Origin of the sequence: Shinella daejeonensis (assembly GCF_024281235.1) — a bacterium.
GTDB classification, from domain to species: Bacteria; Pseudomonadota; Alphaproteobacteria; order Rhizobiales; family Rhizobiaceae; genus Shinella; species Shinella daejeonensis.
This window is the reverse complement of the sequence record NZ_JAHWXY010000001.1, coordinates 1,215,700-1,240,224: the sequence shown is the minus strand read 5'-3', so window position 1 is coordinate 1,240,224 and position 24,525 is coordinate 1,215,700. Positions and strand designations below refer to the sequence as shown.

21 protein-coding genes are annotated in these 24,525 nt (G+C 65.1%); 15 read left to right on the top strand and 6 right to left on the bottom strand.

Annotated elements, in window-relative coordinates:
* Positions 1 to 213 precede the first annotated feature (213 nt).
* From KYK29_RS05950 to KYK29_RS05940, 3 genes are read left to right on the top strand one after another with little or no spacing between them, the layout of a single operon-like run.
* Positions 214 to 1,161, top strand: a complete 948-nt coding sequence (locus KYK29_RS05950) for a sugar-binding transcriptional regulator (RefSeq protein ID WP_254689911.1) — start codon at positions 214 to 216, stop codon at positions 1,159 to 1,161.
* A 5-nt stretch (positions 1,162 to 1,166) separates the two neighbouring features.
* Complete coding sequence (lsrK, locus tag KYK29_RS05945; RefSeq protein WP_254689910.1) at positions 1,167 to 2,729, top strand: autoinducer-2 kinase; 1,563 nt, start codon at positions 1,167 to 1,169, stop codon at positions 2,727 to 2,729.
* A 54-nt stretch (positions 2,730 to 2,783) separates the two neighbouring features.
* Positions 2,784 to 3,104, top strand: coding sequence for an antibiotic biosynthesis monooxygenase (locus KYK29_RS05940; RefSeq protein ID WP_254689909.1), 321 nt, complete (start codon positions 2,784 to 2,786; stop codon positions 3,102 to 3,104).
* A 170-nt stretch (positions 3,105 to 3,274) separates the two neighbouring features.
* On the opposite strand, the gene KYK29_RS05935 is transcribed toward KYK29_RS05940, so the two are convergent.
* Both KYK29_RS05935 and pncB read right to left on the bottom strand, forming a co-directional pair.
* Complete coding sequence (locus tag KYK29_RS05935; RefSeq protein ID WP_254689908.1) at positions 3,275 to 4,624, bottom strand: amidase; 1,350 nt, start codon at positions 4,622 to 4,624, stop codon at positions 3,275 to 3,277.
* Between the two features lie 85 nt (positions 4,625 to 4,709).
* A complete protein-coding gene (gene pncB / locus KYK29_RS05930) occupies positions 4,710 to 6,014 on the bottom strand; it encodes a nicotinate phosphoribosyltransferase (RefSeq protein ID WP_254689907.1) in 1,305 nt (434 codons plus the stop codon).
* Between the two features lie 219 nt (positions 6,015 to 6,233).
* Here pncB and KYK29_RS05925 point away from each other — a divergent pair, with 219 nt between their 5' ends.
* The 7 genes from KYK29_RS05925 (at position 6,234) to KYK29_RS05895 (ending at position 13,369) form a co-directional block, all read left to right on the top strand.
* A complete protein-coding gene (locus KYK29_RS05925) occupies positions 6,234 to 6,986 on the top strand; it encodes a FadR/GntR family transcriptional regulator (RefSeq protein ID WP_254689906.1) in 753 nt (250 codons plus the stop codon).
* A 56-nt stretch (positions 6,987 to 7,042) separates the two neighbouring features.
* Positions 7,043 to 8,035 carry a D-erythronate dehydrogenase gene (gene denD, locus KYK29_RS05920; RefSeq protein WP_254689905.1) on the top strand — a complete coding sequence of 331 codons (993 nt, stop codon included), beginning with the start codon at positions 7,043 to 7,045 and terminating at the stop codon, positions 8,033 to 8,035.
* A gap of 94 nt (positions 8,036 to 8,129) precedes the next feature.
* Positions 8,130 to 9,197: an ABC transporter ATP-binding protein gene (locus KYK29_RS05915; RefSeq protein ID WP_254689904.1), complete on the top strand. Its 1,068-nt coding sequence runs from the start codon at positions 8,130 to 8,132 to the stop codon at positions 9,195 to 9,197.
* A 143-nt stretch (positions 9,198 to 9,340) separates the two neighbouring features.
* Positions 9,341 to 10,657: an ABC transporter substrate-binding protein gene (locus tag KYK29_RS05910; RefSeq protein ID WP_254689903.1), complete on the top strand. Its 1,317-nt coding sequence runs from the start codon at positions 9,341 to 9,343 to the stop codon at positions 10,655 to 10,657.
* Between the two features lie 74 nt (positions 10,658 to 10,731).
* On the top strand, positions 10,732 to 11,667 hold the full coding sequence (locus tag KYK29_RS05905; RefSeq protein ID WP_254689902.1) for a carbohydrate ABC transporter permease: 936 nt from the start codon (positions 10,732 to 10,734) through the stop codon (positions 11,665 to 11,667).
* Positions 11,668 to 11,686: 19 nt separating this feature from the next.
* A complete protein-coding gene (locus KYK29_RS05900; RefSeq protein WP_254689901.1) occupies positions 11,687 to 12,589 on the top strand; it encodes a carbohydrate ABC transporter permease in 903 nt (300 codons plus the stop codon).
* Between the two features lie 33 nt (positions 12,590 to 12,622).
* Positions 12,623 to 13,369, top strand: a complete 747-nt coding sequence (locus KYK29_RS05895) for an SDR family NAD(P)-dependent oxidoreductase (protein WP_254689900.1) — start codon at positions 12,623 to 12,625, stop codon at positions 13,367 to 13,369.
* Between the two features lie 52 nt (positions 13,370 to 13,421).
* Here KYK29_RS05895 and hutU read toward each other — a convergent pair whose 3' ends face one another.
* The 4 genes from hutU to hutI are packed head-to-tail and all read right to left on the bottom strand — an operon-like array spanning position 13,422 to position 18,685.
* The gene (gene hutU, locus KYK29_RS05890) at positions 13,422 to 15,098 is read right to left on the bottom strand and encodes a urocanate hydratase (protein ID WP_254689899.1); all 1,677 of its coding nucleotides are present in this window, start codon (positions 15,096 to 15,098) and stop codon (positions 13,422 to 13,424) included.
* The gene (gene hutG, locus KYK29_RS05885) at positions 15,095 to 15,922 is read right to left on the bottom strand and encodes an N-formylglutamate deformylase (protein WP_254689898.1); all 828 of its coding nucleotides are present in this window, start codon (positions 15,920 to 15,922) and stop codon (positions 15,095 to 15,097) included. Before hutG ends, hutU begins: the two co-directional genes overlap by 4 nt.
* Before the next feature lies 1 nt (position 15,923).
* The gene (hutH, locus tag KYK29_RS05880; protein WP_254689897.1) at positions 15,924 to 17,459 is read right to left on the bottom strand and encodes a histidine ammonia-lyase; all 1,536 of its coding nucleotides are present in this window, start codon (positions 17,457 to 17,459) and stop codon (positions 15,924 to 15,926) included.
* The gene (gene hutI / locus KYK29_RS05875; protein ID WP_254689896.1) at positions 17,456 to 18,685 is read right to left on the bottom strand and encodes an imidazolonepropionase; all 1,230 of its coding nucleotides are present in this window, start codon (positions 18,683 to 18,685) and stop codon (positions 17,456 to 17,458) included. Before hutI ends, hutH begins: the two co-directional genes overlap by 4 nt.
* A 121-nt stretch (positions 18,686 to 18,806) precedes the next feature.
* Here hutI and KYK29_RS05870 point away from each other — a divergent pair, with 121 nt between their 5' ends.
* From KYK29_RS05870 to KYK29_RS05850, 5 genes are all read left to right on the top strand, one after another.
* Positions 18,807 to 20,159, top strand: coding sequence for a formimidoylglutamate deiminase (locus KYK29_RS05870; RefSeq protein ID WP_254689895.1), 1,353 nt, complete (start codon positions 18,807 to 18,809; stop codon positions 20,157 to 20,159).
* A gap of 58 nt (positions 20,160 to 20,217) precedes the next feature.
* Complete coding sequence (gene hutC / locus KYK29_RS05865) at positions 20,218 to 20,949, top strand: histidine utilization transcriptional repressor HutC (RefSeq protein ID WP_254689894.1); 732 nt, start codon at positions 20,218 to 20,220, stop codon at positions 20,947 to 20,949.
* 208 nt (positions 20,950 to 21,157) lie between these two features.
* Positions 21,158 to 21,928 carry an SDR family NAD(P)-dependent oxidoreductase gene (locus tag KYK29_RS05860; protein WP_254689893.1) on the top strand — a complete coding sequence of 257 codons (771 nt, stop codon included), beginning with the start codon at positions 21,158 to 21,160 and terminating at the stop codon, positions 21,926 to 21,928.
* Positions 21,929 to 22,163: 235 nt separating this feature from the next.
* Complete coding sequence (locus tag KYK29_RS05855) at positions 22,164 to 23,297, top strand: ABC transporter ATP-binding protein (RefSeq protein ID WP_254689892.1); 1,134 nt, start codon at positions 22,164 to 22,166, stop codon at positions 23,295 to 23,297.
* 29 nt (positions 23,298 to 23,326) lie between these two features.
* The gene (locus KYK29_RS05850) at positions 23,327 to 24,442 is read left to right on the top strand and encodes an ABC transporter substrate-binding protein (RefSeq protein ID WP_254689891.1); all 1,116 of its coding nucleotides are present in this window, start codon (positions 23,327 to 23,329) and stop codon (positions 24,440 to 24,442) included.
* Positions 24,443 to 24,525: the final 83 nt, after the last annotated feature.

Below are 24,525 nucleotides of genomic sequence, written 5' to 3'. Positions count from 1 at the left end.
GACTATCATGTGAACACAGGTCTAAATCGACGTCAATATGTTCAGCGGGTCGAGATCGCGAGGAGTTCCGGCATATCTCGCTATTTTCTTGAATTCATGGTGGGAATCAAGTATTTGGCGGGAGGAAGATTTTTTCCGAACGCCTCGCCGTTGACGGATCAAAAGTTTATTTGCTATTCAAATGATCAGATATCGACGGAGGGAGCCGCATCAATGGCGTCGGAAAACGGGGAATGGAGCTACGCCGACGCGGACGAGGAGATCCTGACCCGCATCGCCTGGTACTATTACAATGACGGCCTGACGCAGAACGAGATCGGCGAAAAGCTTAACATGTCGCGGATCAAGGTCTCGCGGCTGCTGGAAAGCGGCCGTCGTTCGGGCATCATCCAGGTGCGCATCAATTCGCGCTATCAGGGTTGCCTGGCGCTCGAGCGCCGGATCAAGGAGCGCTACGGGCTGCTTGAGGCCTATGTCGTGCCGCAGCTTCCCGATCAGGATCCGAGCGACCGGCTCGGACAGGCCGCCGCGCAATTCCTGATGCAGCGGCTTCAGCCGGACGATCTGCTGGCGGTCGGCTGGGGCGCGACGGTCAGCAACACGATCCAGCGGCTCGGCCATCTCGCCAACGAGCGCAATATCGGCCTCGTCAGTCTCACCGGCGGCGTCGGCACCTATGTCGACGGCATGCGCACGGCCAATTGGGGCAGCAGCGTGCATCTGGTGCCGGCCCCGCTCGTCGTGCGCGACCCCGATGTCGCGCGCAACCTGTCGTCCGAACCGGCCGTCGCGAACCTGCTCGACATGGCGCTCAACGCGACCTACCAGCTTGTCGGCATCGGCGAGCTTTCCCCGGCCTCGACGGTGGTCCGCGCCGGCTATATCAGCCCCGATGACGTCGAGCCGCTCCGGCGCAAGGGCGCCGTCGGCGACATTCTCTGCCAGTTCTACAACGAGCGCGGCGCCGCGCTGGAGCTGCCGCTGCACGACCGGGTGATCGGCGTGAAACTGGCGGCGCTCTCCCGCGCCGAGAAAGTCGTGGCCGCCGCCGGCGGTCTTCACAAGGTCCAGACCATCCATGCGGCGCTGCGCGGGAAATTCGTCGGTATCCTGATCACCGACGAAACCACGGCCGCCGGCCTCCTCGAGATCAAGGACTGAGAGACATGACGACATCCTATCTACTGGCGGTCGACGCGGGCACCGGCAGCGGCCGGGCGGTGATCTTCGACGAGAACGGCAACCAGATCGCCAGCGCCCAGCAGGAATGGTGGCACAAGGCCGACCCGCGCTTTCCCGGCTCCATGGATTTCGATGTGGAAGGCAACTGGGCGCTGCTTTCACGCGCCGTCCGCAAGGCGATCGCGCAGGCCGGCCTGTCGGCGGGAGATATCCGGGCGGTCAGCGCCACCAGCATGCGCGAGGCTTTCGTCGCCTATGACCGCGACGGCCGCGAGATCTGGGCCTGCGCCAATGTGGACAGCCGCGCCAATAGCGAGGTGTGCGACCTCAAGCGTGATTTCCCGGGCCTCGAACGGGAGCTTTACGCCGAAACCGGGCAGACGTTCGCGCTCGGGGCGCTGCCGCGTCTCTTCTGGCTGAAGCGGAACATGCCGGAGGTCTACGAGCGGATCGACAGGATCGGCATGCTGTCCGACTGGGTGCTGGCGCGCCTTTCCGGCGTGATCGCCAGCGACCCGTCCAATGCGGGCACGACCGGACTTTACAGCCTGACGCGCCGCGACTGGCTGCCGGAAGCCATGCGCAAGGCCGGCATGCGCGACGATATCTTTCCGCCAAGCGTCGAGCCGGGCACGGTGATCGGCCGCGTCACGGCGCAGGCGGCGGAGGAAACCGGCCTTGCCGCCGGGACCCCGGTCGTCATGGGCGGCGGCGACTGCCAGATCGGGGCGGCGGCGATCGGCGTCGTCAACGAGGGCGATTGCGCCGTGCTCGGCGGCACCTTCTGGCAGCAGGTGGTGAATGTCGGGCCATCGGTCTTCGACCCGTCGATGGACCTGCGCATCAACCCGCATGTGGTGACCGGCCTCAACCAGGCCGAGGCGATCAGCTTCTTCGTCGGCCTCGTCATGCGCTGGTTCAGGGACAGTTTCGGCGCGGAGGAGATGCTCGCCGCCGGCTCCGGCGGCGACGCCTACCAGTTGCTGGAGGAAAAGGCCGCCGCCGTTCCCGTCGGCGCTCACGGCGTCATCCCGGTGTTTTCCGATGTGATGCACTACGGCAACTGGTATCACGCCGCGCCGTCGCTGCTCAACCTTTCCATCGACCCCGAGAAATCGGGAAAGGCGGTGATCTTCCGGGCCTTGCAGGAAAACGCGGCCATCGTCGCCGCCCGCAATCTGGAGGCGATCTTCCGGCTTTCGGGCAAGCGGCCCGACAAGATCGTCTTTGCCGCCGGGGCGTCGAAATCGGCGCATTGGTCGCAGATCCTCGCCAGCGCCACGGGCCTGCCGGTGGTGACGCCGGTGGTCAAGGAGGCGACGGCGCTCGGCTGCGCGGCCGCCGCGGCGATCGGCGTCGGGCTTAGGCGCGACTTCGTCGAGACGGCGGCAAGCTGGGTGCGCTGGGACCGGAGCTTCGAGCCCGATTTCAGCCATAAGGCCATTTACGACGAGGCCGGCGAGCGGTGGGCGCGGGCCTACGCCTTGCAGCGCCAGCTCGTCGACGAGGGTGTCACCACCCCCATGTGGAAGGCGCCGGGCCTGTGATCTTCTTCATTCAAGGCGCATCTGCGCAATCATCAACAACGCAGGGATTATGCTATGCTCATCCAGATGGTCAGCATCAACGTCAAGCCGGGTCATGCGGCCGAATTTCTCGAAGCCTTCCGGATTAATTATGAAGGAACGCGCAAGGAGCCGGGCAATCTGCGCTTCGATGTGCTGCGCAATCCCGATAACGATCACAGCTTCCTGGTCTATGAAGTCTTCTCGTCGCCCGAGGCGCTGGACGAGCATCGCAAGACCGCCCATTATCAGGAATGCGTGCGCCGCATCGATCCCATTCTCGATGGCCCCCGCACCAAGACCTTCTACAATGTCGAGATGGCGGATTTCCTGAAGGCCGGCCAGGCTGGCGAATAGGCCGGAGGCCGGGGCGTCGGTCGCTGCCGGCGACGGCGGTACGGGCGAGGATTTCGACCGCGCCCGGCCACATCGGGCCGGGAAGCCCGCGGGAGAGGCTGGCGTAGCGTTCTCCCGGAAGGATTATGCCGAGACCGGGCTGGTTCCTGGCCTCGGCGGAGACCGTGATCCTATCGCCGCAAGGCGGCTTCGACGGCCCGGGCATTGGCGAAGAGCGCCGCGTCGCGGCCGCCGGCCGCCGAAAGCATCAGGCCCACAGGGGCTTCGCCGTCGCGCTGGATCGGCAGGGAGATCGAGCAGCCGTCCATCAGGTTGATGAGCGACGGGTTGCGCAGCAATGTCAGGTTGGTCTTCACGAAGAGATCGGTGTCGTTTTCCAGCGAGGCGATGGTCGGGGCGATCATCGGCACGGTCGGCATGGCGAGGGCGTCATAAGGAGAGATGACGCGGTTGACCGCCTCGATATAGGCGCGCCGCATATGCAGCATGTCGATATAGTCGGCGGCGCTTTGCTCCCGGGCGCGCTGGATGCGGGCGCGCACGCGCTGGTCGTAGCGCTCCGGCTGCTGTTCAAGCAGGGTGCGGTGCCAGGACAGCGCTTCCGGCGCCGCGAAGCCGCCCTTGGCGTTGATACGGCCGGCCATTTCGAACTCGGTGAGCGGGATCTCGTCGACATGGGCGCCGGCGTCCGCCAGCTGTTTCAAGGCTGCCTCGAAGGTTGCGGCCACATGGGGCTCGATGCCGTCGAAGACCACCGATTGCGGCACCGCGATGCGCAGGCCCCGGACGGACCTTGCGGCCTCGCTTTCCCCGGTTGGGGAGCCGCTCATGATCGCATGCAGGCTGGCGCAGCAGTCGACGCTTGCCGCCAGCGGGCCGATGGAGTCGAGCGTGAAGGAGAGCGGCAGCGTGCCGCCAAGCGGCACGGCGCCTGCCGTCGGCTTGTAGCCGACGATGCCGCAAAGAGCCGCCGGAATGCGGCAGGAGCCGCCGGTGTCCGAGCCGATCGCCGCGGCCGCCATGCCGTCCGTCACGCAGACGGCGGCGCCGGAAGAAGAGCCCCCCGGGATGCGGCGGGCCGCCCGGTCGTGGGGATTGGCGGGCGTGCCGTAATGCGGGTTGATGCCGAGGCCGGAAAAGGCGAATTCGGTCATGTTGTTGCGGCCGACGATGATGAAGCCGGCGGCCTTCAGCCGGGCGATGGCGACGGCATCGGCCGGGGCCGGCGCTGCGTCCGCCAGCACCACGGATCCGGCGGACGTCGGCTCTCCGGCGAGATCGAAGAGGTCCTTCACGGCAATCGGGATTCCGGCGAAGCGGGAGGGGGCGAGGCCCGCCCGGCGCAACGCATCGGCCGCCCCCGCCGCAACGCGGGCCTTTTCCGCATGGACCTTGACGAAGGCACGGGCGCCTTCGCCCGCGTCGTCGGCGATGCGCGCCAGCGAGGTCTCGACCAGTTGAGAGGCGGTCGTCCTGCCCGTGGCGAGATCCGCTGCAAGTTCGTTCAGTGTCGCGCGCATTTTTTCTCCAGTCCCCGGCCTGCCGAATCAGGCCGGGCCAGAATAGTGGATTTCCGGCGGCATGCAGCCCTGCGGGCGATCTGTATCAGACTTCCACGGGCCGGGCATTCCGGCTTTCTGTGCCGAAGATGCGCCGGTATCGTTCGATCTCCGCCGGATCGCCGGTCGCCTTTGCGGGATTGTCGGAAAGTTTCACGGCGGGCCGGCCATTGGCGCTGACCACCTTGCAGACGAGGGAGATCGGCTCCAGCGCGGTTCCGCCATCGGGGGCGCAGCCCCGGAAGTCGTTGGTGAGATTGGTTCCCCATCCGAAACTCATCCGCACGCGGCCGTGGAAATGGCGATAGGTTTCCTCGATCGTGTCGATATCCATGCCGTCGGAGAAGATTAGCAGTTTCTCACGCGGGTCGCGGCCCTTGTCCTTCCACCAGCGGATGATCTGTTCGCCGCCCTCGATGGGCGGCGCGCTGTCCGGGCGGAAGCCGGTCCAGTCCGCGAGCCAGTCGGGCGCGCCGGCGAGGAAGGCGGCGGTGCCGAAAGCGTCGGGCAGCGCGATCAGCAGATTGCCGTGATAATGCCGCCGCCATTCGTCCAATACACGGTAGGGCGCACGGGCGAGCGCTGCCTCGTCTTCGGCCAGCGCGGCGGCGACCATCGGCAATTCGTGCGCATTGGTGCCGATCGCCTCCAGATCCGCGTCCATGGCGAGCAGCACGTTGGACGTGCCGATGAACCGCTCGCCGAGACCCTCCTTCAGCGCTTCGACACACCAGCGCTGCCACAGGAAGCCGTGTCGCCGCCGCGTCCCGAAATCCGAGATGACGAGATCCGGGAGCTGCCGGAGACGCTCCACCTTTTCCCACAGCCGGGCCTTGGCGCGGGCGTAAAGCACGTCGAGCGCAAAACGGCCCTGGTCACGCAGGGCGGCCCGAGATTTCAACTCGTTGATGATCGCCAGCGCCGGGATCTCCCACATCGTCGTCTGGGTCCATGGCCCTTCGAAGCGCAGCTCGTATTGTCCGTCGACCTTGCGTAGGTCGTAGTCCGGCAAGCGGAATGCTGCCAGCCAGGCGATGAAGTCGGGGCTGAACATGCGCGTGTTGCCATAGAAGCTGTTGCCCGCAAGCCAGATCAGTTCCTTTCTGGTGAAGCGGATCTTTCGCGCATGGTCGAGCTGCGCCCGCAATTCGCCCTCGTCGATGAGATCGGCGAGCCGCACCGTTCTCGTCCGGTTTATGAGGGCGAACGTCGCCTGCACCTCGGGATGGAGCTGGCGGATCATCTGCAACATCAGCAGCTTGTAGAAATCGGTGTCGAGCAGGCTGCGAACGATCGGGTCCAGCCGGAAATTATGATCGTAGGCGCGCGTTGCGATGTCGGTGACGGCCATTTCGAAGCTCCGGTTTCTGGTGGGGATAATAGCGGCCGACGGAATGAATGGAACCACCGTCCGGCGGTGGCTGGCCTGATGGAGCCTTGCGCTGCACAACGGATACCTGAACTTTTGGTGCGATGCGGTGACGAAGGCGCCTTGACGGGCCGTGATTTTGCGGGTCTGTTCACAACTGATCTGGTGGACCAACCAGTAGATCAGTGGAGGCAGGTGGCGATGGATGAACGTCCGGTGCTGGCGGAGATGCCGAAGGTGGGCAAGTCGCTCGACCGTCGTACGGCCCGCGACCTGATCGCCGAGAAGATCGTCGTGCTGATCGCCACCAACATGCTGAGGGCCGGTGACGAACTGCCGGGCGAGCGTGAATTGGCCAATGTCATGCACGTAAGCCGGGAGACGGTGCGCGGCGCGATCCAGCAGCTTGCTGCCCGCGGTATCCTGGAGGTGGCGCAGGGCAGCCGGACGCGTGTCAACAATGTCGATCTCGGCGACATGACGGTGACGATCGCCTCGTCCAGCGCCATCGACAGCTATGATCTGGAATCCGTGCATGCGGCGCGGCGGCTGATCGAACTCAGCATCGTCGGCGACGCCGCCGAGCGGATCGACGCGGCAACGCTCGGCAAGCTCGACGACCTGCTGGAGGCGCATCGGCTTGCCGTCAACGATTCCATGCGGTTCCTGATTTGCGACCGGGAGTTTCATGTCGCGATCTACCGGGCCTGCCGGAATCCGCTGCTTTCGGATTTCGTCACGGATCTCTACACCTACATGATGGATTTCCGCCGCTCCGCCATGTCGCAGCCGGGGGCGATCGCCGCGAGCTATCGCGACCATGTCGAAATCGTCGAGGGCCTGAAGAGGCGCGACCGGGTGGCGGTGGTGGCCGCCTTCGACAAGCATCTGTCGCGGATCTACGAAACGACGAAGGAGCTGCTGGCGCGGCAGGACGCGCCCGCGCGGGCGTGAGCGTTGACGAAGGACCGGCAGGGCCGGGATGGCATAACGAAGGAGGTTTGCCGCTGATGCATGTCATGGTGATCGGAGCGGCCGGAATGATCGGCCGCAAGCTGGTAGGCAAGATCGCGGAGGATCCCGCCGCGCTCGGATATGATGTCGGGCGGCTGACGCTGGTCGACGTGATCGCCCCGCCGACGCCCGAGGCCCTTGCCCCGATCGCCTCCGCCCTGGCGCTCGATCTTTCGCACGAAGATGCTGCCGGCCAACTGGCGGCCCGGCGGCCGGACGTCATCTTTCATCTCGCGGCCATCGTCTCGGGCGAGGCGGAAGCGGATTTCGAACTCGGCTACCGCGTGAATCTCGACGGCATACGCCTGCTGTTCGAGGCGATCCGCAAGGAAGGCATGAGGGAGCCCTACCGGCCGCGTTTCATTTTCGCCTCGTCCATCGCGGTTTTCGGAGAGCCGTTCCCCGAGCGGATCGGCGACGAGTTCATGACGACGCCGCTGACGAGCTATGGCACGCAGAAAGCGATCTCGGAGCTTCTGCTGGCCGACTATACGCGCAAGGGATTTCTGGATGGCGTCGGAATCCGCCTCCCGACCATCTGCATCCGCCCCGGCAAGCCGAACAAGGCCGCATCGGGTTTCTTCTCCAATATCCTGCGCGAGCCGCTGGCGGGGCAGGAGGCCGTGTTGCCCGTGGACGAGGCCGTGCGGCACTGGTTCGCCAGCCCACGCTCGGCGGTCGGTTTTTTCGTTCATGCCGCGCGCATGGACACCGCGCGCATCGGGCCGCGCCGCAACCTGACCATGCCGGGCCTTTCCGCCCTCGTCGGCGAGGAAATCGAGGCGCTCGGCCGCATCGCCGGACCGAAGGCCGTGGCGCTGATCCGCCGCGAGCCCGACCCGCTGATCCGCCGGATCGTCGCCGGCTGGGCCACCGATTTCGACGCGCGGCGGGCGCGTGAGCTGGGGTTTGTTGCGGAAACGAGTTTCGACGAGATCATCCGCATCCATATCGAGGATGAATGCGGAGGCCGGATCGGGCCGGGGTGAACGGGATCGCCGGCGACAGCGGCTTTGAGGAGGGCCGTTCGCGGGCGTTGCAACCGGCGGAAAAGAAGAAACAGAAGCCTGGGAGGAGGCATGTATGGCAGGCGTTGACTTCGTCGATGTGAGAAAGTCCTTCGGCACCTTTCCGGTTATCAAGGGGGTGGACATCGAGATCGAGGACGGCGAGTTCGTCATCCTCGTCGGGCCGTCGGGGTGCGGTAAATCGACCTTGCTGCGCATGCTGGCGGGGTTGGAGAACATCACCGCCGGGCAGATCCGCATCGACGGCCGGGTGGTGAACGCGCTGCCCCCCAAGGAGCGCGACATCGCCATGGTGTTCCAGAACTATGCGCTTTATCCGCATATGACGGTCGCCGACAATATGGCCTTCTCCCTGATGCTGGCGAGGACGGACCGCGGCGAGATCGACCGGCGGGTGAAGGCGGCGGCGGAGATCCTCGGCCTTGGCGCGCTGCTCGACCGTTACCCGCGGCAGCTTTCGGGCGGACAGCGCCAGCGCGTCGCCATGGGACGCGCCATCGTGCGCGATCCGCAGGTGTTCCTGTTCGACGAGCCGCTCTCCAACCTCGACGCCAAGCTGCGCGTCGCCATGCGGGCCGAGATCAAGGAGCTTCACCAGCGCCTGAAGACGACGACGGTCTATGTCACCCACGACCAGATCGAGGCGATGACCATGGCCGACAAGATCGTCGTCATGCACGACGGCATCGTGGAGCAGATCGGCGCGCCGCTCGATCTCTACGATACGCCGAACAACCTGTTCGTCGCCGGGTTCATCGGCTCGCCGGCGATGAACATGATCAGGGGCCGGCTCGATCCGGACGACCCGAAGGCCTTTGTCGCTGCGGACGGCACGCGGTTGCCGGTGGCGAAAGCGCCGGCGGCGGCCCTCGGGCGGGAATTGATTTACGGCCTGCGTCCGGAATTCATCTCGCTTGACGGTCAAGGGTTGCCGGCGACCGTCGCCGTCACCGAGCCGACGGGCTACGAGACACAGTTGATCGTCAAGCTGGGCGGAACGGATGTGACCTGCATCTTCCGCGAACGGGTTGCCGCCCGACCCGGCGAGACCATCCGTCTGGCCATCGACGCCGGGCATATCCACCTGTTCGACGTGGAGACGGGGAGGCGTCTTACCGACTGATCGCCGGCGGCCCTGCGGAAGGAGGAGTTCCGCCGTCGCCGCCCGATGGCCCGGCCGAACCCGGGCGCCGCTGCAACAGCGCATCCTTCCACGCGGGGGAAGGAGGTTTGGCGCGAGATCCCGCGACCAAAGGAGGAGTGGAAATGACGTTCAGAAGACGTGACTTTCTCGCAGCATCCGCCGCCGCGGCGGGCCTTGCCGGGCTTGCGCCCTTCGCGATCCGCCCCGGCTTCGCGCAGGCGGCCGAGCCGAGCTATACGCCGGAGGCCGGTGCCAGCCTGAGGCTCCTGCGCTGGACCCCCTTCGTCAAGGGCGACGAGGACGCCTGGCTCGCCAATAGCGCAAAATTCACCGAGGCGACCGGTGTCGAGGTTCGTATCGACAAGGAAAGCTGGGAGGATATCCGGCCGAAAGCCGCAGTCGCGGCCAATGTCGGCTCCGGCCCGGACATGGTGATGTGCTGGTTCGACGATGCGCATCAATATCCCGACAAGCTGGTGGACCTGACCGAGCTCGCCAATTATCTCGGTGATAAATATGGCGGCTGGTATGATGGCCTGAAGGGATATGCATCGCGCGGCGACCAGTTCATCGCCATGCCGCTGACGGCGATCGGCAACGCCATCTGCTATCGCGACAGCCACATGAAGGCGGCCGGTTTCGAGGAATTCCCGCAGGATACCGAGGGTTTCCTCGAATTGTGCAAGGCGCTGAAGGCCAAGGGCACGCCAGCCGGTTTCCCGCACGGCAAGGCCGTCGGCGACGGCAACAACTACGCCCACTGGCTGCTGTGGAGCCATGGCGGAAAAATGGTCGACGAAGGCGGCCAGGTGGTCATCAACAGCCCGGAGACGATCGCCGCCATCAATTATGCCAAGGCGCTCTACGACACCTTCATTCCGGGCACGGAGAGCTGGCTCGACATCAACAACAACCGCGCCTTCATGGCCGGTCAGGTGTCGCTGACGGCAAACGGCGTCTCGCTCTACTACGCGGCCAAGAACGACCCGGCGACCGCCGAACTGGCCGCCGACATCCGCACGACCAACTTCCCGGTCGGACCGATCGGCCAGAGCGTGGAACTGCACCAGACCAGTTCGCTGCTGCTGTTCAACCACACGAAGTATCCGGAAGCCGCCAAGGCCTACATCAAGTTCATGATGGAGGCCGAGCAGATGAACGCCTGGATCGAGGGCTCCAGCGCCTATTGCTGCCAGCCGCTGAAGGCCTTCGCCGCAAATCCGGTCTGGACCGCGGATCCGATCCATGCGCCCTACGCCCGCGCCTCCGAGACCCTGCGGCCGAACGGTTACGCCGGTCCGCTCGGCTACGCCTCGGCGGGGGTGATGGCGGACTATGTGCTCGTCGACATGTTCGCCTCCGCCGTCAGCGGGCAGTCGACGCCGGAGGAGGCGGCGGCCGAGGCCGAGCGCCGCGCCAACCGCTACTATCGCGTCTGACCACGACGAAGCGGCGGCGGCCGGCTGGAGGGCCGGCCGCCGCCTTCGCCGCAACAGGCCAACCGGAGCCGTCCATGACCACGCTTTCTTCCGAAGAGAGGCCGAAATCCGCCTTTGCCGCGCTGATGCAGAACAACAATATGCTCGGCTTCCTGTTCATGTTGCCGGCGGCGGTCTTTCTCGTCTGCTTCCTGACCTATCCGCTCGGCCTTGGCGTGTGGCTCGGTTTCACCGATACCCGCATCGGCCGCGACGGCGTCTTCATCGGGCTGGAAAACTATCGTTTCCTCGCCGACGACAGCGTGTTCTGGCTGTCGGTGTTCAACACGCTGCTCTACACGTCGGTCGCCTCGGTAGCGAAATTCGCGCTCGGGCTCTGGCTGGCGCTGCTGCTCAACGAAAAGCTGCCGTTCAAATCGCTGTTCCGGGCGATCGTGCTTCTGCCCTGGGTGGTGCCGACCGTGCTGTCGGCGCTCGCCTTCTGGTGGATCTATGACAGCCAGTTCTCGATCGTCTCCTGGACGCTGATGGAGCTTGGCCTCATCGACGGTCCGATCAACTTTCTCGGCGATCCGAACAATGCGCGCGCCTCGGTGATCGCCGCCAACGTCTGGCGCGGCATTCCCTTCGTGGCGATCTCGCTGCTTGCCGGGTTGCAGACCATCCCGGCCTCCCTCCAGGAGGCGGCCTCGCTCGACGGGGCGACGAGCTGGCAGCGCTTCCGCTATGTCACCCTGCCGATGCTGACGCCGATCATCGCCGTGGTCATGACGTTTTCGGTCCTTTTCACCTTCACCGATTTCCAGCTCATCTATGTGCTGACGCGGGGCGGGCCGGTCAATGCCACCCATCTGATGGCGACGCTGTCCTTCCAGCGCGGCATTCCCGGCGGCCAGCTCGGCGAGGGCGCGGCGATCGCCGTCGCGATGATTCCCTTCCTGCTCGCCGCCATCATGTTCAGCTTCTTCGGCCTGCAACGGCGCAAATGGCAGCAGGGCGGCCAGGACTGACACCGGGAGAAAAACGATCATGACCACCAATGCATCCCGCAATCCCGCAGAGGTCCTGACCGACGACGCGGAAGGCATGAGCTACCTGCACCGGCTGCCGCGCCGCGTCGCGCTTGTCTACCTGCCGCTGGCGGTCTTCGTCTTCGTGCTGCTGTTTCCGTTCTACTGGATGGCGATCACCTCGGTGAAGCCCAATGCGCAGCTGACCGACTACCGCAATTACAGCCCCTTCTGGGTCGTCAAGCCGACGCTGGATCACATCCGGTATCTGCTGTTCGAGACGTCCTATCCCGGCTGGCTGTGGAACACGATGCTGGTGGCCGTCTGCTCGACGGTGCTGTCGCTTGCCGCCTCGGTCTTCGGCGCCTACGCCATCGAACGGGTCCGTTTCACGGGTTCGCGGCCGGTCGGCCTGCTGATCTTTCTCGCCTATCTCGTGCCGCCGTCGATCCTGTTCATCCCGCTTGCGGTGATCGTCTTCCGCTTCGGTATCTACGATTCACGGCTGGCGCTGATCTTTACCTATCCGACGTTCCTCATTCCCTTCTGCACCTGGCTGCTGATGGGCTATTTTCGGTCGATCCCCTTCGAACTGGAGGAAAGCGCGCTGGTCGACGGAGCGAACCGCTGGCAGATCCTGGTGCGCATCATCCTGCCGTTGTCGGTGCCCGGACTGATTTCGGCCGGCATCTTCGCCTTCACCCTGTCGTGGAACGAATTCATCTACGCGCTCACCTTCATCCAGTCCTCTGAAAACAAGACCATTCCCGTTGGCGTGCTGACGGAACTGGTGCGCGGCGACGTCTTCGAATGGGGATCGCTGATGGCGGGAGCATTGTTCGGTTCGCTGCCGGTGGTCATTCTCTATTCCTTCTTCGTCGACTATTACGTCTCGTCGATGACCGGCGCTGTGAAGGAATAGGCCCCGGCCGGTAGTCGCAAAAGGAAGGCTTTCATGAACACTATCGATCTTCAGGGACAGCACGCGGTCATCACCGGCAGCGCGCAGGGGCTCGGCTTCGCCATGGCGCGACGGCTGCTTGCCTCGGGCGCGGTCGTCACCCTTTGGGATCGCGACGGAGCGCTTGCCGAGCGGGCGGCGGCGGAACTCGGTCCGGCGGCGCATGCCGTCGCCGTCGACGTCACGGACTGGGAGGCGGTCGCCGCCGCCCATCGGTCGAGCGAGGCCTCGGCCGGTCCGGTGACGATCGCCATCAACTCCGCCGGTATCGCCGGCCCGGCCGCGCCGCTCGACAGCTATGACGTCGGCATGTGGAAGACCATCGTCGATATCAACCTCAACGGGACTTTCCACGTCTGCCGTGCGGTGGTTCCGGGCATGAAGGCGCGGGGCTACGGGCGGATCGTCAATATCGCCTCGATCGCCGGCAAGGAGGGCAATCCCAACGCCGCCGCCTATTCGGCCTCCAAGGCCGGGGTGATTGGGCTGACAAAGTCGCTCGGCAAGGAACTGGCAGGCCACGACATCGCCGTCAATTGCATCACCCCGGCAACGGCCGAAACCCGCATCCTCGAACAGCTCACGCCGGAATTCATCGACTATATGCGCAGCCGCATCCCGCGCGGCCGTTTTCTCGACGTGGAAGAGGCGGCGGCCATGGTCGCCTGGCTCGTCTCGAAGGAAAACAGCTTCACGACGGCGGCGGTCTTCGACCTGTCCGGGGGGCGCGCGACCTATTGATGGACGGACGGGCCGGGTGCCCGTCCCATCCCGTCTGCGACCGGCCGGCGCCTCAGTTTCCGAGGATCGCCGGCAGGCGCAGGTCCTTTTCTCGGGCGCAATCGAGCGCCGTCTCATAGCCGGCGTCGGCGTGGCGCATGACGCCGGTCGCCGGATCGTTCCACAAGACGCGGGCGATGCGGGTGTCCGCCGCCTCGGAGCCGTCGCAGCAGATGACGACGCCTGCGTGCTGGGAGAAGCCCATGCCCACCCCGCCGCCGTGGTGGAGCGAAACCCAGGTCGCGCCGGAGGCGGTATTGAGCAGGGCGTTGAGCAGCGGCCAGTCCGATACCGCGTCGGAACCGTCCCGCATCGCCTCCGTCTCGCGGTTCGGCGAGGCGACGGAGCCGGAATCGAGATGGTCACGGCCGATGACCACCGGCGCTTTCAGTTCCCCCTTGCGCACCATTTCGTTGAAGGCGAGGCCGAGGCGGTGGCGATCGCCGAGCCCCACCCAGCAGATGCGCGCGGGAAGCCCCTGGAAGGCGATGCGCTCGCGCGCCATGTCCAGCCAGTTGTGCAGGTGCTTGTTGTCGGGCAGGAGTTCCTTCACCCGGGCGTCGGTCTTGTAGATATCCTCCGGGTCGCCGGAGAGCGCGGCCCAGCGGAAGGGGCCGATGCCGCGGCAGAAGAGCGGGCGGATATAGGCGGGCACGAAACCGGGGAAGGAAAAGGCGTTTTCCAGTCCCTCCTCCCTGGCGACCTGGCGGATATTGTTGCCGTAGTCGAAGGTCGGGATGCCCTTGTCCTTGAAGGCGATCATCGCCTCGACATGTTTCCGCATCGAGGCGCGGGCTTCCTTCTCGACCGTCTTCGGGTCGCTTTCGCGCTTCTCCTTCCATTCCGCCATGGTCCAGCCCTTCGGCAGGTAGCCGTTGATGGGGTCGTGCGCCGAGGTCTGGTCGGTCACCATGTCGGGGCGAATGCCGCGGCGCACCATCTCCGGCAGGATTTCGGCGGCGTTGCCGAGAAGGCCGACCGATTTCGCCTCGCCGGCGGCGGTCCATCTGCCGATCAGTTCCAGCGCCTCGTCCAGCGTTTCCGCCCGGGCGTCGAGATAACGCGTGCGCAGGCGGAAATCGATCGATTGGGGATTGCATTCGACCGCGAGGCAGCATGCGCCGGCCATGGCGGCGGCCAGCGGCTGGGCGCCGCCCATGCCGCCAAGCCCGGCCGTCAGCACCCATTTGCCCGTGAGATCGCCGCCATAATGCTGGCGGCCAGCCTCGACGAAGGTTTCATAGGTACCCTGCACGATGCCTTGCGAGCCGATATAGATCCACGAGCCGGCCGTCATCTGGCCGTACATGGCGAGCCCCTTGCGGTCGAGTTCGTTGAAATGCTCCCAGGTGGCCCAGTGCGGCACCAGGTTCGAATTGGCGATCAGGACGCGCGGCGCGTCCCGATGCGTGCGGAACACGCCGACCGGCTTGCCGGACTGCACGAGAAGCGTTTCGTCCTCCTCCAGATCCTTCAGCGTCGCGACGATGGCGTCGAAGTCGGCCCAGGATCGCGCCGCCCGCCCGATGCCGCCATAGACGACCAGTTCGTGCGGGTTTTCGGCCACGTCCGGATCGAGGTTGTTCATGAGCATGCGAAGCGGCGCCTCGGTCATCCAGCTTTTCGCATTGAGCCTGTCGCCGCGCGGCGCGCGGATTTCGCGACTGTTGTGGCGTGGATTGGCTGTCATGAGCGATCCCCCTTTGCACGATCGTTGCGGTTCAGCGTCGAGGCGAGGCGTTCCAGCCGCCTCAGGATTTCCCCGAGATGACGACGGAGCCGGTCCGCCCTTGCCGGGTCGTAGGCAAACGGCGGGGCCTCGCTTTCAAGATGGGTCGATTGCGCAAGCTCCATCTGGATGGCGTGCACGCCGTGTTGCGGATTGGCGTAGTGGCGTGTGGTCCAGCCTCCCTTGAAGCGGCCGTTCAGCACGCTGTCGTAACCTTCGGCCGTTGCGGCGGCGGCCATGGTCGCCTCTTCGATGGCCGGATCGCATGTCCGGCCGCTGTCGGTGCCGATGCTGAAATCCGGCAGCCTGCCGTCGAACAGGAAGGGAATATGCGAGCGGATCGAATGGCAGTCATAGAGGATGGCCACGCCGTGGATCGCCTTCACGCGCTCGATTTCGGCCAGAAGCGCGGCATGATAGGGCGCATGGAACCGCTCCAGCCGGAACGCGATGTCGGCCGCATCGGGACGTTGTCCCTCCTTCCAGATCGCCCTGCCGTCGAAATCCGTCTCGGGGACGAGGCCGGTGGTGTTCTGTCCGGGATAGAGGCTTGTGCCGGCCGGATCCCGGTTCGCGTCGATGACGTAGCGGTGGAATGTCGCCTGGACGGTGGTGGCGTCTTCAAGCAGGCCGTCATAGAGCCGGTGGATATGCCAGTCGGTATCCGCGCGCTGCCGGCCGTTGTCGTCGAGCCGTTCCCAGATGTCCGGGGGAATATCGGTTCCGCCGTGCGGAAACGCCAGAATGACGGGCGATGCGCCCCGATGGACTTCGAAGACGCGCATCTCAGGTCTCCAGTGCGGGCAAAATGCCGTCGGACACCGCACCGGCGAGCGTGCCGTCGGCGATGAGGCCTGCGGCGGCGGCAAGGTCGCCCGCCATGTAGCGGTCGTCCTCCAGCGTCGGCACCACCTTGCGCAGGACGGCGGCGGCGCTGCGCAGTTCCGGGCCGGTTTCAAGCGGTGCGCGCAGCTCCACCCCCTGCACCGCGCAGAGCGCCTCGATGCCGAGGATCGTGAAGAGGTTTTCGGTCATCGGCAGCAGCCGGCGCGCGCCATGGCAGGCCATGGAGACGTGATCTTCCTGATTGGCTGAGGTCGGCGTCGAATCGACGGAGGCCGGATGGGCCATCTGCTTGTTTTCCGACATCAGCGCGGCGGAGGTCACCTCGGCGATCATCAGGCCAGAGTTCAGCCCCGGCCGCTTCGACAGGAAGGCCGGCAGGCCGTAGGAGAGCGCCGGATCGACCAGAAGCGCGATGCGGCGCTGGGCGATCGCCCCGATCTCGCAGATCGCCAGCGCGATCTGATCGGCGGCGAAGGCGACCGGCTCGGCGTGGAAATTGCCGCCGGAGACCACCGAGCCGTCGGACAGCACCAGCGGATTGTCGGTGACCGCATTAGCCTCGATTTCCAGCGTGCGGGCGACGGTGCGCAGGAGATCGAGGCAGGCGCCGTCGACCTGCGGCTGGCAGCGGATGCAATAGGGATCCTGCACCCGCTCGTCGCCTTCGATATGGCTGACGCGGATTTCCGAGCCGTCCAGCAGCTTGCGCAGCGCCGCACCGGCATCGATCTGGCCCCTGTGGCCGCGCAACGCGTGGATATCGGCATGGAAAGGGGCGGAAGAGCCCATGGCCGCATCGGTGGAAAGCGCGCCCGTGACGAGGGCCGCCTGCGCGGCGCGATGCGCCCGGAACAGCCCGGCAAGGGCCAGCGCGGTCGAGGTCTGGGTGCCGTTGATCAGCGCGAGCCCCTCCTTGGCGGCCAGCACGATCGGGGAAAGCCCCGCCTGTTCCAGCGCCGCGCGCCCGGCAAGCCGTTTGCCGGCGTGAAACGCCTCGCCCTCGCCCATCATGACGGCGGCGAAATGGGCCAGCGGCGCAAGGTCGCCCGACGCGCCGACGGAGCCCTTCGCGGGAACGACCGGCGTGACGCCTCTTTCGAGCATGGCCTCGATCAGTCGCACGAGTTCCGTCCGCACCCCGGAGGCGCCCCGGCCAAGGGAGATCAGCTTCAGCGCCATCATCAGACGTACGATATTTTCCGGTAGCGGCTCTCCCACACCGCAGCAATGGGAGAGGATCAGGTTGCGTTGCAGGGTGGCCACGTCCGCGCCGTCGATGCGGATCGAGGCGAGTTTGCCGAAGCCGGTGTTGATGCCGTAGACCGGGGCATCGCCCCCGGCGATCTCGGCGATCCGGGCAGCGGCCCGCGCGATATCGGCGTCCGCCGCCCGGTCGAGGATTGCCGCCTCACCGTTCCAATAAACGGACATCAGCTGCGAGAGCGTAACGCGGCCGGGAACAAGGGTGACGGTCATGGGGCGATCCTTTGTCCTTTGAAGTAGCAGGCGTGGAGCGGATTGAAGCCGATGCGATAGACGAGTTCCGCGAGGCTGCCGACATCCCAGACCGCAAGGTCGGCGGACTTGCCTTCCTCGATCGTGCCGGCCTGTCCGAGAAGGCCGAGCGCGCGGGCGCCTTCCCGTGTCGCGCCGGCGATACATTCCTCGACGGTAAGCCCGAACAGGGTCGCGCCCATGTTCATCGCCAGCAGCAGCGAGGTGAGCGGCGAGGTGCCGGGATTGCAGTCCGTGGCGACTGCAATAGGGACGCCGGCCGCGCGGAGGGACGCGACAGGCGGCTTGCGTGTCTCGCCGAGGGCGTAGAACGCGCCGGGCAGGATGATGGCGACCGTGCCGGCCGCGGCCATGGCGGCAACGCCCTCCGTATCGAGATATTCCAGGTGATCGGCCGAGAGTGCGCCATGGGCGGCGGCAAGCTTTGCGCCGCCGAGGTTCGACAGCTGCTCGGCGTGAAGCTTGACGGGCAGGCCGAGATCGTGCGCGGCCTCGAAGACCCGGGCGATCTCGCCGGTGGAAAAGGCGATCTTCTCGCAAAATCCGTCGACGGCATCGACCAGCCCTTCCGCATGGGCGCGGCGCAGCCCCGGAACGACGACGTCGGCGAGGTAATCGGCGTTGCGCCCCTTGTATTCGACAGGCGTCGAATGGGCCGCCAGATAGGAGGTGACGATGCGGACCGGCCGGACCTTTTCGAGCCGCCGCGCCGCCCGCAGCATGTTCAGTTCGCCTTCGATGGAAAGACCGTAGCCGGACTTCACCTCGAGCGTCGTGACGCCTTCGGCAAGCAGCGTGTCGAGACGGGGCAGGGCGGTTTCCATCAGGCCCTCGACGGAAAGCGCATTCGTCGCCGTGACCGAGGAAACGATGCCGCCGCCCGCCCGCGCGATCTCCTCATAGGTCGCACCTTCGAGGCGCATCTCGAATTCGCGTGCGCGGTTTCCGCCATGGACGATGTGCGTGTGGCAGTCGATCAGCCCGGGCGTCACCCAGCGGCCTTCGAGGTCGACGACGTCTGCATCCGCTTCGATCACCGCCGTCAGGGCGGCCTGCGGTCCGGCATAGTCGATCTTTCCGCCGCTCACCACGATGGCCCCGTCCTCGACGACGCCCAGCCCGGATTTTTCCGTCGCAAGGGTGGCGATCCGGGCGTTGCGGAAAATGGTCCGCGAAAGCGAAGACATCGGTGCGTTCCTCCCCGTTTTTTCTTTTCTTCCCGTAAAACATGTATATACATATACTGTGGTTGGCAACAGGAAACTTCGATCGGCCCGGTATGCGGGCGCTGGGGCATGGGAGGCGGATTTGACGAGCGTTTATGCAAGGGCGGCCCTTCTGGAAGCCGGCTGGGCCGAAGGGGTCCGCATCACCCTGGACGGAGAGCGCATCTGCGCGATCGACAGCGGCGTTGCGCCCGGTCCGGGAGACGAGCGGCACGAAATCGTCGTTCCCGGGCTCGATAATCTGCACAGCCATGCCTTTCAGCGGGCGATGGCCGGGCTCGCCGAGGTTCGCGGGCCGGCGCACGACAATTTCTGGAGCTGGCGAAAGGTCATGTATGACTTCGGGCTCAATTTCGATCCGCCGCAGATCGAGGCCGTCGCCGCGCAGCTCTATATGGAGATGCTGGAGGCGGGCTTCACCCGGGTGGGGGAGTTCCATTACCTGCATCACGACAGAAACGGGGCGCCCTACGACAATCTCGCCGAAATGGCCGAACGCATCGCCGCCGCCTCGCAGACGGCCGGCATTTCGCTGACGCTGCTTCCGGTCTTCTATGCGCATTCCACTTTCGGCGGTGCGGCTCCCGGCGAGGGGCAGCGGCGGTTCATCAATTCACGCGATGATTTTGCAAGGCTGATGGAGCGTTGCGAGACGCTGGTGGCGGGCCTGCCCGGCGGTCGGCTCGGGGTCGCGCCGCATAGCCTCAGGGCCGTGACGCCCTCCGAACTGGCCGAGATCGTGCCGCTGGCGAAGGGCGGGCCGGTGCATATCCATGTGGCCGAACAGGTCCTTGAGGTCGAGGATTGCCTTGCCTGGTCGGGCGCGCGGCCGGTTCAGTGGCTGCTGGACAACGCGCCCGTCGACGCCGGCTGGACATTTATCCACGCGACCCACATGAGCGAGACCGAAACGGCCGGAATGGCGCGATGCGGCGTGGTCGCCGGGCTTTGCCCCATCACGGAAGCCAATCTCGGGGACGGTATCTTTCCCGCTTCGCTTTTCCTCGAATCCGGCGGCAATTTCGGCATCGGGTCCGATTCCAACGTCCTGATCTCGGCCGCGCAGGAACTGCGCCAGCTGGAATATGCCCAGAGGCTTGCCACCCGCTCGCGCAATGTCATCGCGCATCCCGGCCGCTCGACCGGGGATCGCCTGTTCGACGAGGCGGTGCGGGGCGGCGCGCGGTCGGTCGGCGGCGGCGGGCATCTCGCCGTCGGGCGGGATGCGGATTTCGTCGCGCTTGATGTGTCCGCCGTTCCCTATCTTCCCGTCGAAGCCATTCTGGACCAGTGGATTTTCGGTGGCGGCGTGGGTGTCGATGCCGTATGGGTGCGCGGGCAAATGCGCGTCCGCAACGGGCGCCATGTTGATCGTGAGCGGATCTTCACGCATTTTGCGGCCAGCATGCACGCTTTGCGTCAGCGAATTTCATGATACGACCATCCGGTGCGGAGGAGATTCGGTCTCCCGCGCCAAGCGCATGGACCAGAAGATGACATCCAAGACGTCGGCCCGGTCGACACTCCATCAGAAAATTCTCGGCGATATCGAGAAGAACATCGTATCGGGAGAGTGGCCGCCGGGCTTCCGGCTTCCCTTCGAGGTGGAACTGGCGAAATCCTACAATGTGTCCCGCATGACCGTGAACAAGGTCCTGACCCGGCTGGCAAGCGCCGGCCTGATCGAGCGGCGCAAGAAGTCCGGCAGCTTCGTCGCCCAGCCGCAGGTCCAGTCCGCGATCCTCGAAATTCACGATATCGAGGCGGAGGTCCGGTCCCTCAAGCGGGATTACCGCTTCGTCGTGCTGGCGCAGTCGGTGCGGACGTCGACGGCGGAGGATCTGGCGTCCTTCGGTCTCAGCAAGAAGGCGAACATCCTGGAAATCGCCTGCGTCCATCATGCCGGAGACACGCCGTTCTGCTACGAATATCGCCTCGTCAATCTGGACGTCGTCCCCACGGCGGCGGAGGCGGATTTTCATGCCATGGCTCCCGGCCAGTGGCTGCGGATGCAGGTGCCCTGGAGCACGGCCGAACATAAGATCTATGCGGTCGCGGCCGATCGGGAGCTTGCCGATCATCTCGATGTCGTCGAGCAGGCGCCCTGTCTGGTGGTGCAGCGCCGCACCTGGGACGACCAGGGAGCCGTCACCTTCGCCCGTTTCACCTATCCGGCGGAAAAGCACGCCATCGTCGCAAGGTTCACGCCGGCATCGTCCGCGTGAGCGGCGTCATAAGGCGGTATACGGGTCGGCGCGTCTCTGATAGGCAGCGGTCGATCCGTCATGGAGGGCTTCCGTCCTTCGCGCGGGTCACAGGTCAAAATCACCGTCCGCGTATTCATGTCTATACTTATTAATGTGGTAAATATGTATAGACATGAATGTGGAAAGGTGTTTGACTGGTCGCAGGACAGAGGGTTGGAGGACCGGGATGAGTGCATCTGTCTTTAGTCTCGACGGGAAGACGGCGATTGTTACGGGCGCAAGTCGCGGGCTCGGACAGGCCATCGCGCAGGCGCTCGCCCAGGCGGGCGCGCAGGTCTGCGTGACGGCCAGATCGCTGTCGGCGCTTGAGGAAACCCGGGAGAAGGTCGAGCGTGCGGGCCGGCCCTGCTTTGCCGCCGCTCAGGACGTTCGCGACCACGCCTCCATCGCGCCGACGATCGACGCTTTTTCGGAAAAATGCGGAAAAATCGACATCCTCGTCAATAATGCGGGCTTCGAGCATGTGGCCCCGTCGACGGATGTCGATGAGGCGCTTTGGGACTCTATCGTCGACACCAATCTGAAGGGGGCGTTCTTCTGGTCGCAGGCGGTTGCGCGCGACATGGCCCGGCAAAAAGCCGGCGGCAGCATCGTCAATCTGTGCTCGCTCTCGTCCTTCGTCGGCATCCCGACCGCAGTCGCCTACACATCCTCGAAATCCGGCCTGCTCGGGATGACGCGGGCGCTTGCCGCTGAATGGGCGCCGTCAGGCATCCGCGTCAATGCGATTGCGCCCGGATATTTCCGCACGGCGATGACGGAGGGTTTCTACGAGGATGCCGGCTGGCAGTCCCGCATGCTCGACAGGATCCCGCAAGGGCGGTTCGGGCGCGAGGACGATATCGGCGGCGCAGTGGTGTTCCTGTGCAGCGATGCCTCGGCCTATGTCACCGGCCACTGCATTCCCGTCGACGGCGGCTTTCTCGCTTCGATCTGATCGATGGAAGGGGAATGGGCGATGGCGGCGCATATAGATGGTGGATATTGCCTGAGGCGGGCGTTTTGCACTTGCGCGATACTTGCGCACCTGCGGCAAATGCCCAAGAAAGAGTGACGCTTCGACATGTATATGTCTATACATCATAACTGTATTGACGCCGGTGGATGGGGGCGTCGGCCGGGCGCGAACCGGGACCGGATGTTCCGGGAAATGAAAGGCCAGGGGGATCTTGATGACTCTTTCGTCCGTTGATCGCGAGCCCGCAGACGCCGATCCGACCATCGCCGTTTCGGTGCGCAACGTCGGGATGCGATACGGTGATTTCGATGCCGTCAAAGATGCGTCCTTCGATCTTCCGAAGGGAAAGTTCCTGACGATTCTGGGGCCTTCGGGGTCGGGCAAGACCACTTTGCTGCGTCTCATCGCCGGGTTCGGAGAGCCGACGACCGGCGAAATCTTCATCAATGGAGAGCCGGTGAACGCCGTTCCCGCCCATCGCCGGGCCATCGGCATGGTGTTCCAGAGGCTGGCGCTCTTTCCGCATATGACCGCCGCCCAGAATATCGCCTTCCCGCTCAAGATGCGCCGGCGCGACGCCCGGACGATCGCCGACCAGGTGGAGCGCTATCTCGATCTGGTGAAGCTCGGCGGATACGGCGGCCGGCGGATCGACGCGCTTTCGGGCGGGCAGCAACAGCGCGTCGCCATCGCGAGAGCCCTGGTCTTCGAACCGGACCTTCTTCTGCTCGACGAACCGCTCGCCGCTCTGGATGTGAAGTTGCGGGAGGAAATGCAGCTCGAATTCCGCCGTATCCAGAAGGAACTCGGGGTCACCACCATCAATGTGACGCACGACCAGCGCGAGGCTCTGGTGGTGTCGGATGAGGTCATCGTGATGAACGACGGGGTGATCCAGCAGAAAGCCCAGCCGATCCTCGCCTACCGGAAGCCGGAAAACGCCTTCGTCGCCAATTTTATCGGCGTCACCAATTTCGTGCATGGTATCGTGACGGGCGTCGACGGCGGGGTCGTGGCGTTCCGCAGCGGCGGCAAGGATTTGCGCGGGATCGCCGGCGGCTCGGCGCCGCAACTGGCGGAGGGGGCGCAGTGTTCGGCCGCGATCCGGGCCGAGCAGATCCGTATCGTGACGGGCGGTGAAACGCCGGACAGGTTTGAAATCGTCGTCGAAGGGGTCATCGCCGACACGATCTTCGAAGGCGAAAGGATCGTCTACGAGATCACGGTGCCGCAGCTTGCCGAAGCATCGCTTCGGGTTTTCGATCACGATCCCGCCGCTCATACGCAATTCCAGCCGGGTGCGCGCATTCAGCTTGGCTGGAATTCGAAAGATATGCATGTCTTTTAGAGAATGATTGCTCAAGAGAGGAGAACACAATGTCAGACGAGAAATTTCTCTCCATTCCGCTTCGACGCCGTTCGGTGCTGGGATCGATCGCCGCCGCCGGGGCGACGGTCGCCCTGTCTCCGCTGGGCGCCGCGCGCGCCTTCGCGCAGGAGCCGGAAAAGCCGGCCGAGATCATTGTCCGCGCCTGGGGCGGCAGCTGGGTCGACAGCCTCAAGGCGGGCGTCTCCGACAGCTTCACCGAGTTGACCGGCATCGCCATCCGTCACGATCTGACCGAGGACAACGAGATTCAGCCGAAGATCTGGGCGGCCGTCGCGCAAAATCGCATGCCGCCCATCCATGTCAACTGGGACACCACCACCAACGCCACGAAGTCGGCGCTGCGCGGCGTGACCGAGGATCTTTCGGATCTGCCGAACCTCAAGGACACGACCGATCTTGCCAAGCCGGTCGGTCTCGACGGCTATCCGATCGTCAATACCTACGGCTATGTCTATGTGCTGGCCTATCGCCCGTCGGCCTTCCCGGACGGCCCGCCGACGTCCTGGAAGGACCTGCTCGATCCGAAGCTGAAGGGCCGCATCGCCCTTTACAACGACGGCATCGGCTTCCATTTCCCCGCGCAGGTCGCCGGCGGCGGCACGCTCGAGGATATTCCGGGCAACATGCAGCCGGCCTGGGACTTCATCGCGAAGGTCAAGCAGCAGCAGCCGCTGCTCGGCGAGGACCCGGATTTCACCACCTGGTTCCAGAAGGGCGAGATCGATGCGGCCTGCACCATCTCGACCAACGTTCGCGAAGCCAAGAAGAACGGCATCGAGCTTGACTGGGTGGTGCCCGAGGAAGGCGCGAAATTCGATACCGACGGCCTGTGGATTCCGAAGGGCCTGCCGGAGAACGAACTCTACTGGGCCAAGCAATATATCAACCATGCCCTGACCAAGCAGGCCCAGCAGGTCTGGCTCGACGGTCTCGGATTGCCGGGCGTGGTGCCGGGCCTGACCCCGCCCGAGGATCTGGTGAACGATCCGGCCTATCCGACCACGGAGGAGGATTTCAAGCATCTGATCCGGATCTCCTCCAAGGTGCAGGTGGAAAACGAGAGCGTCTGGTTCTCGAAATTCAAGGAAATCATGCAAGGATGACCTGCATTCCCGCGGCCCGTCGCCGGGCCGCGGGATGCCGACGACGGGGCCTGAGCGATCGGGCAAGCGCCGCCGGACGTCCT